Below are 13,878 nucleotides of genomic sequence, written 5' to 3'. Positions count from 1 at the left end.
CTGCCGTCAACCCTTGATTTGGTTTTTCTATCAAAGAAGCTGAAAACCTCAAGATTCGTCCGTTATAACCCATTACCAAGGATAATTGAGCAATATATTGCTCAACCTCAAACAGTTAAGCATCATAGCGCCCACGCTTCTCTTAATATGACTTCGGACGAACACTCCCAAATGACCACCTCCCCCCGCAGCCTGGCCTCGACATTGTTCCCAGTCGGCTTGCTGCTGATTGCCATGGCCTCCATCCAGTCCGGCGCCTCGCTGGCCAAGAGCATGTTCCCTATTGTCGGCGCACAAGGCACCACGGCACTGCGCCTGATTTTCGCCAGCGTGATCATGCTGCTTCTATTACGTCCATGGCGTGCCAAGTTGACGGCCAAATCCCTGCGCACCGTCATCGTTTATGGGATGGCCCTGGGCGGCATGAACTTCCTCTTCTATATGTCCTTGCGCAGCGTACCTCTGGGGATTGCGGTGGCCCTGGAGTTCACCGGCCCGCTTGCCGTGGCTATCTATGCCTCTCGGCGCGCGGTCGACTTCCTGTGGATTGCCCTGGCAATCATCGGCTTGCTCCTACTTATCCCTATGGGCGAAGCGAGCAGCGGCATCGACCCACTGGGAGCGGGGTACGCCTTGGGCGCCGGAGTCTGCTGGGCGCTCTACATTCTGTATGGCCAGAAAGCCGGTAATGACAACGGCGTGCAGACCGCCGCCCTCGGCGTAATGATCGCGGCGTTGTTTGTTGCCCCTATCGGCATAGTGCATGCGGGCAGCGCATTGCTGACGCCCGCCCTGATCCCGGTCGCCATCGGTGTCGCCATTCTGTCCACCGCCCTGCCCTACACTTTGGAAATGGTTGCACTGACGCGCCTCCCCGCCCGCACCTTCGGCACGCTCATGAGCATCGAACCGGCTTTCGGTGCCCTCTCCGGCCTGCTGTTCCTGCACGAACACCTGTCACTCGCGCAATGGCTGGCAATCACGTGCATCATCCTGGCCTCCGTAGGCGCCACCGTGACCATGCGCAGCGAGTCAAAGCCGCTGGTTCCAGCCGATTGAAGGCTGTTTGAATGTAGCTCTGGCATTTGGCGCTCATTTAGGCCATGTTTAAGCCGTAAACGAATGTCATTCATGGAGAATTTCGACAAGGACAGCGCGAACGCTACACCCGAGAGCGAGTAGAGCCTGCCTTTAGCATTGCGAGGCGGCTATTAAGGATAGGAATGAAGCGAATTTTGATACTGTTAATGGTCATGGCGATTGCAGGTTGTGCCGCGACTACCAAGACAGAAGTAAAACGTGGCAAAAAAGGGCTGCATATCAACTGTTCCGGCCTGTCTTCTTCCTGGGACCAGTGCTACACCAGTGCAACGAACTCTTGCGGCGCCAAGGGCTATCGGGTTATCGCAAAGTCCGGTGACAATTCCGAGGAACCTGGGGACTACCCTTTCGGCCTCAACCCTGCCGGCTACACCAGTCGAAGCATGATCGTCATCTGCAAGTAATCGTTCGAGCAGTCATCCCCTGACTGCTCTCATTAAATTCCAGCGATAAACCCAGCCCTTTGCGGCGCTGCGACTAGACTCCTGCTCGACCATTGAGCCAAGGGAGTTCCCATGACGCACAACAAGAAAATCGTTTTGGTAGTGGGTGCCGGTGATGCAACGGGCGGCGCCATTGCCAAGCGCTTTGCCCGTGAAGGCTACGTGGCGTGTGTCACCCGCCGCAGCGCCGATAAATTGCAGCCGCTGGTAGACAGCATCCACGCGGCAGGCGGCGAAGCCCATGGCTTTGCATGCGATGCACGTAAAGAAGAAGACGTCATTGCGCTGATCGAGCAGATCGAGACCGAGCTGGGTCCGATTGAAGCCTTCGTGTTCAACATCGGCGCCAACGTGCCGTGCAGCATCCTGGAAGAAACCGCGCGCAAGTATTTCAAGATCTGGGAGATGGCTTGCTTCTCCGGTTTCCTGAATGCCCGCGAAGTGGCCAAACGCATGGTCACGCGCAATCGAGGCACGATTTTGTTCACCGGTGCCACCGCAGGATTGCGTGGCGCAGCAGGGTTTGCCGCCTTCGCCGGCGCCAAACACGGTATCCGGGCGCTCGCGCAAAGCATGGCCAGGGAACTCGGGCCCAGAAACATCCACGTCGCCCATGTGGTGGTCGACGGCGCCATCGACACCGACTTCATTCGCGACAATTTCCCGCAGAAATACGCGCTCAAGGACCAGGACGGCATCCTCAACCCCGAGCATATCGCCGATAACTATTGGTACCTGCACAGCCAGCCACGCGACGCCTGGACGTTCGAACTGGACCTGCGCCCCTGGAGTGAACCCTGGTAAGCACGCCCCACAATAATAAGCAGCGAGCAACGACCATGAGTAAAACCCTGGAATTCTTCTTTGACCTCGGCAGCCCCGCCACCTACCTGGCCTACACCCAGCTCCCCGCACTGTGCGCCTCAACCGGTACGCAGCTGATTTACAAGCCCATGCTGTTGGGCGGCGTGTTCAAGGCCACGGGCAACGCCTCTCCCATCACCGTGCCCGCCAAAGGTCGCTACATGTTCGATGACCTGGCGCGCTATGCACGTCGTTACAACGTACCGCTCACGTTCAACCCGTACTTTCCCATCAATACCCTGCTGTTGATGCGGGCCGTCACCGGCATTCAATTGCGCCAACCCGAGCGCTTCGATGACTTTGTGGATTGCCTGTTCCGCGCCCTCTGGGTAGAGGGCCGTCACTTGGGAGACCCCGTCGTTGTCGCTGCCGTGCTGACCGAACACGGTTTTAGTCCCGACGAGGTTCTGACCCTGGCCAACGACGAAGCGGTTAAGACCGCCCTCAAGTACAACACCGAACAGGCCGTTAAACGTGGCGTGTTCGGTGCGCCCAGCCTGTTTGTAGGTAATCAGCTGTTCTTTGGTCAGGACCGTCTGGATTTTGTGCGCGAAGCCCTGAGTTAGATCTCGATCGCCAAGCGCCCTTGCGCGCCGCTTGCGAGCAGATCGTAGGCGGCGTTCGCACTGTGCAAATCGAATGAACGCCCATCCATGGTCGGCTTGAGTTTGCCGGCATCGATCAACCGCGCCGCCTCGGCAAGAATCTGCCCGTGATGCTCACGCCCCTTGCCGGTCAGCAACGGCAATAAGGTAAACACGCCCGAGTAGGTTGCCCCACGAAACGACAGCGGTGCCAGGCTGTGTTGCCCCCAACCCAGGCAACTCACTACATGACCGTGATAGGTCTTGGCGGCTCGAAAGGATGCATCCAGCGTTTCGCCGCCGACGGTGTCATACACAATGTCGAAGCCTTCGCCCGCGGTGTACTGCGCGACGTACTCCTCGACCGTCAACTGCTGATAGTCGATAAACGTCGCGCCCAGCGCCTCGATTACTGAGCGATGCTTGGCGGATCCCGTGGCGTATACCTGCGCTCCGTGGGCAATCGCCAGTTGCACTGCGACATGCCCTACACCGCCCGCGCCGCCTTGGATCAGTACTTTGTGTCCAGAGCCTACATGCGCCCGGTCCACCAAGCCTTCCCACGCGGTGATCAGCACCAGCGGCAACACCGCCGCTTCACACATGCTCAAGGCCTCGGGTTTCTTCGCCAGCAAACGGGCATCGACGGCTGCGTATTCGGCCAACGAACCCTGTGCGCCACCGATGCCGGTCGCCAACCCATAGACCTTATCGCCTACGAGCCAATCACCGACGTCGGGGCCGACGGCTTCCACGGTGCCTGCCAGATCCATGCCGAGCACCGCCGGTAATGGATGCCGGGCGTGGGCAGCCTGGCCGGCGCGGATTTTCCCGTCCAATGGATTAAGGCCACTGGCGCTGATTCTGACCAACACTTGGCCAGCGCCGGCTACCGGTTTAGGAATTGTCGTCAGCCGGAACGGTGCATCCACGGCATCCACAATCAAAGCGTGCATATCAGTCATGTTGGCGGTCTCGCGTCATCGAAGAATGAAGTCAATGATCCGCCAGCCAATTCATGCCGATAAGACACCAAAAGACTATAGTGCTTATGCGCAAGAAGAATGAATTGGAAGCCCCATGGACAAACTCAACGCAATGGCGATTTTCGTTCGCGTGATCGAACGCGGCAGCTTCTCCGCCGTCGCCCGGGAAATGCAGACCACCCAACCCACCATCAGCAAAGTCCTGCGCGCCCTGGAAACCGAACTGGGCGGCAAGCTGATTGCCCGCAGTACGCGCCAACTGTCCCTGACCGACGAAGGTCAGCGGTACTACAGCCACTGTCGCGAAATCCTCGCCGCCGTGGACGCTGCCGAACACAGCTTCCAGACCGGCAAAGAGGCCATCGCCGGCCCCCTGCGCGTGGGCTCATCGGTGAGTTTCGGGCGCCTGCAGATTGCTTCACGCTTGAGCGATTTCCTGCAGAAATACCCTGGCGTACAAGTAGACCTACAACTCAACGATCACCTGCAGGACATGGTCAGCGAAGGCCTGGACGTGACCCTGCGAATCGGTGAGCTGCGCGACAGCGGCCTGATCGCCAAGCAGATCGGCACCACCCACCGCGTCACCCTGGCGAGCCCGGCCTACCTGGCCAACCATCCCGCACCGAAAACCCCGCAGGATCTCAGCCAGCACAACTGCCTGCTGTTCAACCTGCTCAGCAGCCAGAACCTCTGGGTTTACGAAAAGAACGGCACGCGACACAGCGTGCGCATTGCCGGCAACGCCCAGAGCAATAACTCAGAGGCGGTGCGGGAAATGGTGTTGACGGGGCTTGGCATTGCGCTGTCGCCCCTGTGGTTGTTCCATGATGATCTGAAAGCTGGCCGCGTGGTCGCGCTGTTGCAGGACTACACGCCGCAATCACTGCCGATCCATGCGGTGTCGGCGCCCAATCGTCGGCAATCGGCCCGGGTCAAGGCATTCGTCGACTATATGGCCGACGCCCTGGCCCAGGCGCCCGAATTGCAGGCGATCAAATAGCCGCAGTGCGCACCTGCAACCAGTCAAGTGCGGCACCGTCAAGCAACGGACTCAGACGCTCACGCACCTCGGCATGGTAAGCGTTGAACCACTCACGCTCGTCTACCGTGAGCAGCGACGGCTCCAGGCAGCGCGTGTCGATCGGGCACAGGGTCAAGGTTTCGAACTTGAGGAACTCGCCGAACTCAGTCTTGCCGGCTTCACGGTTCAGCACCAGGTTCTCGATACGCACGCCCCAGCGTCCCGGACGGTAAGTGCCCGGTTCGATGGAGGTGATCATCCCCGGCTGCATCGCCGTTTGCGGCGCAGTGGCCGCCTGATAGGCAATCACTTGCGGACCTTCATGCACATTGAGGAAATAGCCTACGCCGTGCCCGGTGCCGTGGCCGTAGTCCACGCCCTCAGCCCAGATCGGCGCGCGAGCAATCGCGTCCAGCAGCGGTGACAGGATGCCTTTCGGGAAATGCGCACGGGACAAGGCAATCACGCCCTTGAGCACACGGGTGCAGTCGCGTTTTTGCTCTTCACTCGGCGTACCGATCGGCACCATCCGCGTGATATCCGTGGTGCCGCCGAGGTACTGGCCGCCCGAATCGATCAGCAGCAGGCCATCGCCTTCGATCACTGCGTGCTCTTCTTCAGTGGCGTGGTAATGCGGCATCGCACCATTAGCGTTATACGCCGCGATGGTATTGAAACTCAGCGACACATAACCGGGGCGACGGGTGCGCGCAGCGGTCAGGTGTTCGTCGATGGTCAGTTCGGTGATACGTTCGCGACCCAGCGCACTGTCCAGCCAGGCGAAGAATTCGCACAACGCCGCGCCGTCCTGCTCCATGGCCTGGCGGATGTGTTCCGCATCGGCCAGGCTCTTGCGCGACTTGGCCAGGGTGGTCGGGTTGAGTCCTTCGATCAGCTTGACGCTAGCATCAAGGTTTTCCAGCAAGCCAGCGGTAACGCGCGCCGGGTCGACCTGCAAACTGGCGCCCGCCGGCACCGTACGCAAGGCATCCGCCACTTCGCTGTAGTCGCGCAGCGTCACGCCATCCTGTTCCAGCACCGCCCGCAACGCGGCTTCGACTTTGCTCAGCGCCACGAACAACGTGGCCTGCTGTTGATTGATCAGCGCAAAGGACACAAACACCGGGTTGAACGAAACATCACCGCCGCGCAGGTTGAACAGCCAGGCGATGTCGTCCAGGGTCGCGATGAAGTGCCAGTCGGCGCCCTTCTCCTTCAGGGCAGCGCGCAGCGAGGCGAGTTTCTCACCACGGCTGACGGTGGCCTGAGGCGGCAGGTGCTGATAGATCGGCTGGTTTGGCAGTGTCGGACGGTCTTTCCAGACTTCATCCAACAGGTCGATATCGGTACGCAGTTGTGCACCGCGCTCCGCCAACTTGCCGCCCAGGGTACGCGCCGAGGCCACGGCCATGACCGCACCGTCCACCGCGACAACGCCACCTTCCGGCGTTTGCTCGGCCAGCCACTCCAGCGGTCCGGGTTGGCCTGGCTGCAGTTTCACCAATTCGATGCCGCTGCCCTTGAGTTCCTTGGTCGCTTGTTCCCAGTAACGGCTATCGGCCCACACGCCGGCGAAATCCGCCGTGACAATCAGCGTCCCCACCGAACCATGAAACCCCGACAACCATTGCCGCCCCTGCCAGTAACCCGGCAGGTACTCGGACAAGTGCGGGTCGGCCGACGGCACCAGCAGGGCGTGAATGCCCTCGCGGCTCATCAGTTCACGGGTGTGCGCCAGGCGCTGGGGAACCGTTCCATGGGTCAAAGGCTGCGTACTCATTGTGTCTCCTGCTAACCACGAATAATTATTATGTGAATCAGACCGCCCAGAACGCCGGTGCACTGGCCAGGGCGGCCTTGATCAATTGCACCGCTTGGTCGATATCCTGCTCGGTGGTAAACCGGCCCAGGCTCAAGCGAATGGTACGGCCGGCGCTGCGTGCATCATGGCCCAACGCCAGGAGCACATGGGACGGCGCGTTACTCGCCGAATTGCAGGCCGAGGTCGCGGAAAACGCGATCCCCGCACTCAACGCAGCGGCGTTGAATTCGCCTTCGCCAAACGTGAGGCTCAGGGTATGTGGAATACGTTGTGTCGCGCTGCCATTGAGGCGCACGCCGGCCACCGATTCCAACTGGTCCAGCAAGCGCTGACGCAAGGCGACGATCACCGCCTTTTCTTCAGCAAAAGACGCCGCCGCCAAGGCAAACGCGGTGCCCATGCCGGCAATCTGATGGGTCGCCAGGGTGCCGGAGCGCAGGCCGCCTTCGTGACCGCCGCCGTGAATCTGCGCCAATACCTTCTGCTGCGCCCGTGGGCCGACATACAACGCGCCAATCCCTTTGGGGCCATACAGCTTGTGGGCCGAAAACGACATCAAGTCTACTGGCCACTGCGCCAGGTCGATCGTCACCTTGCCCGCGCCCTGCGCCGCATCCACATGCAACAACGCGCCGTGTTCACGCACCCGCGCGCCGATGGCGGGGATGTCGTTGAGGGTGCCCAGTTCGTTGTTCACCAGCATCAGCGAAACCAGGAACGTGTCTTCGCGCAAGGCTTCGCTGACAGCATTGGCACTGATCAGCCCATCGGCATCCGGCACCAGGTAGGTGACGGCCACACCGGCTTCCTGCAGTTGCCGCGCGGTATCCAACGTAGCCTTGTGTTCGATCTGGCTGGTGATGATATGCCCACCCGCCACGCCACGCGCCTGGGCCACGCCCTTGATCGCAAGGTTATTGGATTCGGTGGCGCCGGAGGTCCAGACGATTTGCTCAGGGTTGGCACCAACCAACTCGGCTACCTGGCGACGCGCCTGCTCGACCGTGTGTCGGGCCGCCTGGCCGAACGCATGGGAACTGGACGCGGGGTTACCGAAATTGGCATTGAAGCCCAGGCACTCGACCATCACCTGGATGACCCGCTCATCCACCGGGGTGGTGGCGGCGTAGTCGAAATACAGCGGACGTTTATTCATGACGTTAAAAACTCGCAGAGCAGGTTCCCGAGAGCAGCGTCTCAGGGGCACGGACCGGGACAGAGGTTGTCAGGTTTAACCGATCGCATGCCATTAAAGAAGGACCACTTTATGAAAATGTGCGTAGGAACGCTCCTGAAATTCAGCTTAACAGGCTGAAGTCGCACCATGGAAAACAAAAAGCCCGAGGTTCCTCAGGGGAATCCTCGGGCTTTTTGCCGTCAGGCGCGGATCAACTGGGACGACCATGCAGGGTCACGCTGCGTTCGGCGTTCATTTCGCCCTGGCGATCAAAGCCGAAAGGCTTCTGTGGCTGGCCGGTCAGTGCGGCGCGCTGCTGTTGGTATTCATCAAACGACAAACCACGACGGCTCAATGCTTCCAGGGCCAACTGTTTGGTTTCTTCCGCCGTGTAGGGGCGCAATTCAGGTGAAGGATGGGTCGCACATCCGGCAAGGACTGAGCTGACGATCAATAAGGAAATGGCGAGGAATCGGTTCATGGCGGCGGCCCTGCAAAGGAGGTTTCGAGTCAATGAACACAGGCTACTCCCGGGCCCGCACGGTGAAAAATCACCTGCCTCGATAGTCGCTATCAACCGCCAAGGCACCTGCGATAGCGGCGTTCACATATTTCTTTATGATCTATAAATATGGAAATACGTTCATTTACGGAATAACTACAACCCTCTATAACTGACGCTACATCGCGTTGGCACTGTTGCCCACGCAACTGTTGCTCGCGCAACAGCCAATCAACAAATCACCAGCCAGACAACAGCGACACTTTTCGGCAGTGAGCTTGCAACCCACGCCAATCAAGGCCTGCGCCCGTTGGTATAGCTCTTGCTCACCAGGTTGCACTCCACTGTTGAAAAAGGAACTGTTCATGACCCGTCCCCTGAATGTCGTTGCCCTCTCTGGCGGAACCTGGCGCCCGTCACGCACCCTCGTGCTGACCCAAGCAGTGCTCGCCGAACTGGCCACGTTGCTGCCGATCCAGACCACCCTCATCGAACTGGGCGAGATTGCCCGGCCGCTGGGGGGTGCACTGTCCCGTGACGAACTGCCGGCAGACGTCGAATCCCAACTGTTGGCCATCGAACAGGCCGACCTGCTGATCGTCGCCGCGCCAGTCTATCGTGGCTCCTACCCCGGCCTGCTCAAGCATCTGTTCGACCTGGTCGGCCTCAACGCCTTGATCAATACGCCGGTACTGCTCGCCGCCACTGGCGGCAGCGAACGTCATGCGCTGGTGCTCGATCACCAACTGCGTCCGCTGTTCAGCTTTTTCCAGGCATTGACCTTGCCGATCGGTGTGTATGCCACCGAAGCCGACTTCACCGACTACCAAATCACCAGTGAACTATTAAAAGCCCGTATTCAACTGGCGGCAGAACGCGCTGCGCCTTTGTTTGCAGCGCACTCCCCCTCTCTGCTGAAAATCGCTTAAGGATTGGTCATGGATGTTTTCTGGTTTCTGCCAACACATGGCGACGGGCATTACCTGGGCACCACCCAAGGTGCGCGGCCGGTCACCCTCAATTATCTGAAACAAGTCGCCCAAGCGGCTGACAGCCTGGGTTACCACGGCGTGCTGATTCCTACCGGACGCTCGTGCGAAGACTCCTGGGTCATCGCCTCGGCGCTGGTGCCGCTGACCGAACGCCTGCGTTATCTGGTGGCAATTCGTCCGGGTATCATTTCGCCGACGGTCTCCGCACGCATGGCGGCGACGCTGGATCGTCTGTCCAACGGCCGCTTGCTGATCAACGTGGTGACCGGTGGCGACCCCGATGAAAACCGTGGCGACGGCAGCTTCCTCGACCACAGTGAACGTTACGAAGTCTCCGATGAATTCCTACAGATCTGGCGCCGTGTATTGCAGGGCGAATCGGTAGATTTTGAAGGCAAACACCTGCGCGTGCAGAACGCCAAGGCACTGTACCCACCGGTGCAGAAGCCTTATCCGCCGCTGTATTTTGGCGGGTCCTCCGACGCAGCCCACGACCTCGCCGCCGAACAGGTCGATGTGTACCTGACCTGGGGCGAACCGCCGGCCGCCGTCGCGGAAAAACTCGCGGATGTGCGTGAACGCGCCGCACGTCACGGACGCACCGTGAAGTTCGGCATTCGCCTGCATGTGATCGTGCGCGAAACCGAAGAGGACGCCTGGAAAGCCGCCGACAAACTGATCGAACACATCAGCGACGAAACCATCGCCGCCGCGCAAAAATCCTTCTCGCGGTTTGACTCCGAAGGTCAGCGCCGCATGGCCGCCCTGCACGACGGGCGCCGCGACAACCTGGAAATCGCCCCCAACCTGTGGGCCGGCGTCGGGCTGGTGCGCGGCGGTGCCGGCACTGCACTGGTGGGCAACCCGCAACAAGTCGCCGAGCGCATCAAGGAATACGCGGATTTGGGGATCGAGAGTTTCATCTTCTCCGGCTACCCGCACCTGGAAGAGGCGTATCGCTTTGCCGAGCTGGTGTTCCCGCTGCTGCCGGAACCCTACGCCAGCCTGGCCGGGCGTGGTGTCACCAACCTCACTGGCCCGTTCGGCGAAATGATTGCCAACGATGTACTGCCAGCCAAGGCCTGATGGGCTGAGCAGCGGGAACGGCCCTGGCCGCTCCCGCCTATAAAAGAGGAAACCCCGTGACAGCCAAACCCCACAGCGTCCTGCCCTCCCCCTTGCAGACCGCCAAACTGCTGGCCGCCGAATTCGCCCTTACCGCCGTCGAGCGCGACGAGCGCGGCGGCACGCCCAAAGCCGAACGTGACGCGCTGCGCCACAGCGGCCTGCTCGCCCTGAGCATCCCCACCCAATACGGCGGCCTTGGTGCACGCTGGAGCGAAACCCTGGGCATCGTGCGCGAGTTCGCCAAGGTCGACAGTTCCATCGCCCACGTCTTCGGTTTTCACCACCTGATGCTCGCTACCGTGCGCCTGTTTGCGCGCCCGGATCAATGGCAACCCTGGTTCGAACAGACCGCACGCAAAAACTGGTTTTGGGGCAACGCCCTCAACCCGCTGGACACCCGCACCGTGGTCAAGGATTTCGGCGGCTGGCGCGAGTTCTCCGGCAAAAAGAGCTTCTGTTCCGGCGCCAGCGACTCGGAGATGCTGATCGCCTCGGCAGTCGATGAAACGGCGGGCGGCAAGCTGCTGATCGCCGCAATTCCCAGCGGGCGCAGCGGCATCACTTTGCACAATGACTGGAACAATATCGGCCAGCGTCAGACCGACAGCGGCAGCGCCAGCTTCGAACGCGTACGCGTGGAAGAATCCGAATTGCTGCTCGATCCCGGCCCACTGAGCACGCCCTTTGCCTGCCTGCGCCCGCTGATTGCCCAGTTGACCTTCACGCATATGTTTCTCGGGATTGCCGAAGGCGCCTTCGAAGAAGCCCGCAATTACACCCTGACCGAAACGCGCGCCTGGCATAAGTCCTCGGCTGAAGACGTGCGCCAAGACCCTTACGTGCTGCATCACTACGGTGAGTTCTGGGTCGCCCTGGAAGGTATTCGCCTGCTGGTGGAACGCGCCGCCGAGCTGCTCGACCAAGCCTGGGCCAAGGGTGCGAACCTCAGCGAAACCGAGCGCGGCCAATTGGCTATCGCCATCGCCACCGCCAAAGTCGCCGCCACCCGCCAGGGCCTGGACCTGTGCAGCCGGTTGTTTGAAGTGACCGGCGCGCGCTCCACCCACGCCTCGCTGCGTCTGGACCGTCACTGGCGCAACCTGCGCACACAGACCCTGCACGATCCGGTGGACTACAAACTCCACGAACTGGGGGATTGGGCGTTGAACCAATCCCTGCCGATTCCTACGTTCTATTCCTAAGAGAGGTGCCCATGCAGCTGTTGACCCTACCGCCCTCGCCCGCCCTTGCGACGTCGATCCGCGCCACGGCCCAGGTCTTCGAAGACCCGAAATCCCAGGCGCTGCTCGACCATATCCAGCAAGTGGCGCCCAGCGAAGCCAGCGTGCTGATCATCGGCGAGACCGGCACCGGTAAAGAGCTGGTGGCGCGCCATATCCATAACCTCAGCGCGCGGCGCAACCGGCCGTTCGTGGCGGTGAATTGCGGGGCGTTCTCCGAATCGCTGGTGGAAGCCGAGCTGTTCGGCCATGAAAAAGGCGCCTTTACCGGCGCCCTCAGTGCCAAGGCTGGCTGGTTTGAAGAGGCAGACGGCGGCACCTTGTTCCTCGATGAGATCGGCGATCTGCCGATGGCAATCCAAGTGAAGCTGTTGCGCGTCCTACAGGAACGTGAGGTCGTGCGCCTGGGTTCGCGTAAGAGCATTCCGATTGATGTGCGTGTATTGGCCGCGACCAACGTGCAACTGGAAAAAGCCATCAACGCCGGGCATTTCCGTGAAGACCTCTACTACCGCCTTGACGTGGTCAGCCTGGAACTCAGCCCGTTGCGCGAGCGCCCCGGCGATATCCTGCCGCTGACCCGGCACTTCATCGAAGCCTACAGCCAGCGCCTGGGCTACGGCCCGATCACCATCAGCCGCGAGGCCGAGCAAAAGCTCAAGAGCTACAGCTGGCCGGGCAATATCCGCGAGCTGGAGAACGTGATTCACCACACCCTGTTGATCTGCCGTAACGGCGTGATCGAACGGGACGACCTGCGCCTGTCGAATATGCGCATCGAACGCCAGGACGACAGCCCGCACGGCACCGACAACAGCGCCGAAGCCTTGCTCGCGCGCGCCTTCCAGAAGCTGTTCGAAGAACAGGCCGGCGCCCTGCATGAAAAGGTCGAAGACGCCCTGCTACGCGCCGCCTATCGTTTCAGCCATTACAACCAGGTGCACACCGCCAACCTGCTGGGCTTGAGCCGCAACGTCACACGCACGCGCCTGATCAAGATCGGCGAGCTGGCGGTGAACAAGCGCCGCCCTGGTGAAAACGTGCAAGGCGAGCGCATGCTGCATTTATCCATTTAGGCGGCAGTGCAACGCGTTGTCATGGCTGCGCTCGAAACTGCGCAGCACCTGGAACGAGCCGAAGGTCACCGCCGTGGCCTGATGGGCGCGAATCAGCGTCCAGAAATCCTCCTCGCCATGCTCAAAGCACTGGAACGCCGCCTCGCCGTCTTCACGCGAGCGCCATTGCAGGTAGTTGAGCACCCGCCGTCCGTCATCGCTGACCTGCACACTGGCATTGATAAAGCCGCCGTGGCCCTGGGCCAGGCGTTCGCTTTGGGTGGTCAAGGCCGACACCAGGGCGACTTGCTGCTGGGGCTCGATCTGAAATTCGATCAATTGAGTGAAGCTGCGATTTTTCTCTGATACCTGCATGAACACTCCCCTTCCTCTGTAGGCAGAATCTTGCGATTCGATGCCACGCAGGGTAAAACCTCTAGTTAAGTCAAGGTCAAGCGTTGTCTGGGAGTTTTTTCATGCTCAACAAGGAACTCACGGTCGGCCAACTAGCCGCCCGCAGCGGTGTGGCGGTCACGGCCCTGCATTTCTATGAAACCAAGGGGTTGATCAAGAGCAATCGCAATGCCGGCAACCAGCGGCGTTATCCACGGGATGTATTGCGGCGCGTGGTGGTGATCAAGATCGCCCAGCGTTTGGGCATACCACTGGCAACGATCGGCGAGGCGTTGCAGGCCTTACCGGATGGGCGCACGCCCACGGCGCAGGATTGGGAGCGGCTGTCCGCACTGTGGCGGGAAGACCTGGATGAGCGCATCAATAAGCTGATGCTGCTGCGGGACAAGCTTAATGGCTGTATCGGTTGCGGGTGCCTGTCGATGGAGGCGTGCCCGTTGCGGAATCAGGATGACAAGCTCGGCGAGTGCGGACCAGGTGCACAGTTGTTGGAGCCCACTCCCAAATCCTGAAGTGACAATCCAATCAATGTGGGAGCTGGCTTG

The 13,878-nt window shown here is 60.5% G+C and carries 15 protein-coding genes; 10 read left to right on the top strand and 5 right to left on the bottom strand.

The features are described 5' to 3' along the window. Positions 1-171: 171 nt before the first annotated feature. The 4 genes from rhtA (at position 172) to HX823_RS30140 (ending at position 2,974) form a co-directional block, all read left to right on the top strand. The gene (rhtA, locus tag HX823_RS30155; RefSeq protein ID WP_038844892.1) at positions 172-1,059 is read left to right on the top strand and encodes a threonine/homoserine exporter RhtA; all 888 of its coding nucleotides are present in this window, start codon (positions 172-174) and stop codon (positions 1,057-1,059) included. Positions 1,060-1,223: 164 nt separating this feature from the next. After that, a complete protein-coding gene (locus tag HX823_RS30150) occupies positions 1,224-1,505 on the top strand; it encodes a hypothetical protein (protein WP_016980214.1) in 282 nt (93 codons plus the stop codon). Positions 1,506-1,616: 111 nt separating this feature from the next. After that, on the top strand, positions 1,617-2,348 hold the full coding sequence (locus tag HX823_RS30145; RefSeq protein WP_177078252.1) for an SDR family oxidoreductase: 732 nt from the start codon (positions 1,617-1,619) through the stop codon (positions 2,346-2,348). A gap of 35 nt (positions 2,349-2,383) precedes the next feature. Continuing rightward, complete coding sequence (locus HX823_RS30140; RefSeq protein ID WP_177078250.1) at positions 2,384-2,974, top strand: 2-hydroxychromene-2-carboxylate isomerase; 591 nt, start codon at positions 2,384-2,386, stop codon at positions 2,972-2,974. Here HX823_RS30140 and HX823_RS30135 read toward each other — a convergent pair. Next, a complete protein-coding gene (locus HX823_RS30135) occupies positions 2,971-3,957 on the bottom strand; it encodes a zinc-dependent alcohol dehydrogenase family protein (protein ID WP_177078248.1) in 987 nt (328 codons plus the stop codon). The genes HX823_RS30140 and HX823_RS30135 overlap by 4 nt on opposite strands. Before the next feature lie 115 nt (positions 3,958-4,072). Here HX823_RS30135 and HX823_RS30130 point away from each other — a divergent pair, with 115 nt between their 5' ends. Next, on the top strand, positions 4,073-4,981 hold the full coding sequence (locus tag HX823_RS30130) for a LysR family transcriptional regulator (RefSeq protein WP_177078246.1): 909 nt from the start codon (positions 4,073-4,075) through the stop codon (positions 4,979-4,981). On the opposite strand, the gene HX823_RS30125 is transcribed toward HX823_RS30130, so the two are convergent. From HX823_RS30125 to HX823_RS30115, 3 genes are all read right to left on the bottom strand, one after another. Beyond that, positions 4,974-6,782 carry an aminopeptidase P family protein gene (locus tag HX823_RS30125; RefSeq protein WP_177078244.1) on the bottom strand — a complete coding sequence of 603 codons (1,809 nt, stop codon included), beginning with the start codon at positions 6,780-6,782 and terminating at the stop codon, positions 4,974-4,976. The genes HX823_RS30130 and HX823_RS30125 overlap by 8 nt on opposite strands. A 37-nt stretch (positions 6,783-6,819) precedes the next feature. Then, the gene (locus HX823_RS30120) at positions 6,820-7,980 is read right to left on the bottom strand and encodes a cysteine desulfurase family protein (RefSeq protein WP_177078242.1); all 1,161 of its coding nucleotides are present in this window, start codon (positions 7,978-7,980) and stop codon (positions 6,820-6,822) included. A 232-nt stretch (positions 7,981-8,212) separates the two neighbouring features. Beyond that, on the bottom strand, positions 8,213-8,482 hold the full coding sequence (locus HX823_RS30115) for a hypothetical protein (protein WP_038844883.1): 270 nt from the start codon (positions 8,480-8,482) through the stop codon (positions 8,213-8,215). 386 nt (positions 8,483-8,868) lie between these two features. On the opposite strand from HX823_RS30115, the gene msuE reads away from it, so the two are divergent. Genes msuE through HX823_RS30095 form a run of 4 tightly spaced genes read left to right on the top strand, consistent with a single transcriptional unit; the run spans position 8,869 to position 12,940 of the window. After that, the gene (gene msuE, locus HX823_RS30110; RefSeq protein ID WP_033900283.1) at positions 8,869-9,432 is read left to right on the top strand and encodes an FMN reductase; all 564 of its coding nucleotides are present in this window, start codon (positions 8,869-8,871) and stop codon (positions 9,430-9,432) included. Positions 9,433-9,441: 9 nt separating this feature from the next. Then, entirely contained in the window at positions 9,442-10,581 is a 1,140-nt protein-coding gene (gene ssuD, locus HX823_RS30105) for an FMNH2-dependent alkanesulfonate monooxygenase (RefSeq protein ID WP_038844880.1), read from the top strand. 56 nt (positions 10,582-10,637) lie between these two features. After that, a complete protein-coding gene (locus tag HX823_RS30100; protein WP_038844879.1) occupies positions 10,638-11,825 on the top strand; it encodes an acyl-CoA dehydrogenase family protein in 1,188 nt (395 codons plus the stop codon). 11 nt (positions 11,826-11,836) lie between these two features. Further along, positions 11,837-12,940 carry a sigma-54-dependent Fis family transcriptional regulator gene (locus HX823_RS30095; RefSeq protein WP_033900291.1) on the top strand — a complete coding sequence of 368 codons (1,104 nt, stop codon included), beginning with the start codon at positions 11,837-11,839 and terminating at the stop codon, positions 12,938-12,940. Here the strand turns inward: HX823_RS30095 and HX823_RS30090 are convergent. Next, positions 12,929-13,294 carry an antibiotic biosynthesis monooxygenase gene (locus HX823_RS30090; protein ID WP_177078241.1) on the bottom strand — a complete coding sequence of 122 codons (366 nt, stop codon included), beginning with the start codon at positions 13,292-13,294 and terminating at the stop codon, positions 12,929-12,931. The genes HX823_RS30095 and HX823_RS30090 overlap by 12 nt on opposite strands. Before the next feature lie 101 nt (positions 13,295-13,395). On the opposite strand from HX823_RS30090, the gene soxR reads away from it, so the two are divergent. Further along, positions 13,396-13,845: a redox-sensitive transcriptional activator SoxR gene (soxR, locus tag HX823_RS30085; RefSeq protein WP_177078239.1), complete on the top strand. Its 450-nt coding sequence runs from the start codon at positions 13,396-13,398 to the stop codon at positions 13,843-13,845. The last annotated feature ends 33 nt before the right edge of the window (positions 13,846-13,878 follow it).

It is taken from the genome of Pseudomonas sp. P7759, assembly GCF_013386445.1.
GTDB classification, from domain to species: domain Bacteria; phylum Pseudomonadota; class Gammaproteobacteria; order Pseudomonadales; family Pseudomonadaceae; genus Aquipseudomonas; species Aquipseudomonas azotoformans_A.
Note: the sequence above shows the minus strand (reverse complement) of the source record. Positions and strands in the feature narration are given on the sequence as shown.

What these genes read in the sequence shown, in the direction of transcription:
- rhtA (WP_038844892.1), top strand. Translation starts at nt 172, where the DNA reads ATGACCACCTCCCCCCGCAGCCTGGCCTCGACATTGTTCCCAGTCGGC.
- HX823_RS30150 (WP_016980214.1), top strand. Translation starts at nt 1,224, where the DNA reads ATGAAGCGAATTTTGATACTGTTAATGGTCATGGCGATTGCAGGTTGT.
- HX823_RS30145 (WP_177078252.1), top strand. Translation starts at nt 1,617, where the DNA reads ATGACGCACAACAAGAAAATCGTTTTGGTAGTGGGTGCCGGTGATGCA.
- HX823_RS30140 (WP_177078250.1), top strand. Translation starts at nt 2,384, where the DNA reads ATGAGTAAAACCCTGGAATTCTTCTTTGACCTCGGCAGCCCCGCCACC.
- HX823_RS30135 (WP_177078248.1), bottom strand. Translation starts at nt 3,957, where the DNA reads ATGACTGATATGCACGCTTTGATTGTGGATGCCGTGGATGCACCGTTC.
- HX823_RS30130 (WP_177078246.1), top strand. Translation starts at nt 4,073, where the DNA reads ATGGACAAACTCAACGCAATGGCGATTTTCGTTCGCGTGATCGAACGC.
- HX823_RS30125 (WP_177078244.1), bottom strand. Translation starts at nt 6,782, where the DNA reads ATGAGTACGCAGCCTTTGACCCATGGAACGGTTCCCCAGCGCCTGGCG.
- HX823_RS30120 (WP_177078242.1), bottom strand. Translation starts at nt 7,980, where the DNA reads ATGAATAAACGTCCGCTGTATTTCGACTACGCCGCCACCACCCCGGTG.
- HX823_RS30115 (WP_038844883.1), bottom strand. Translation starts at nt 8,482, where the DNA reads ATGAACCGATTCCTCGCCATTTCCTTATTGATCGTCAGCTCAGTCCTT.
- msuE (WP_033900283.1), top strand. Translation starts at nt 8,869, where the DNA reads ATGACCCGTCCCCTGAATGTCGTTGCCCTCTCTGGCGGAACCTGGCGC.
- ssuD (WP_038844880.1), top strand. Translation starts at nt 9,442, where the DNA reads ATGGATGTTTTCTGGTTTCTGCCAACACATGGCGACGGGCATTACCTG.
- HX823_RS30095 (WP_033900291.1), top strand. Translation starts at nt 11,837, where the DNA reads ATGCAGCTGTTGACCCTACCGCCCTCGCCCGCCCTTGCGACGTCGATC.
- HX823_RS30090 (WP_177078241.1), bottom strand. Translation starts at nt 13,294, where the DNA reads ATGCAGGTATCAGAGAAAAATCGCAGCTTCACTCAATTGATCGAATTT.
- soxR (WP_177078239.1), top strand. Translation starts at nt 13,396, where the DNA reads ATGCTCAACAAGGAACTCACGGTCGGCCAACTAGCCGCCCGCAGCGGT.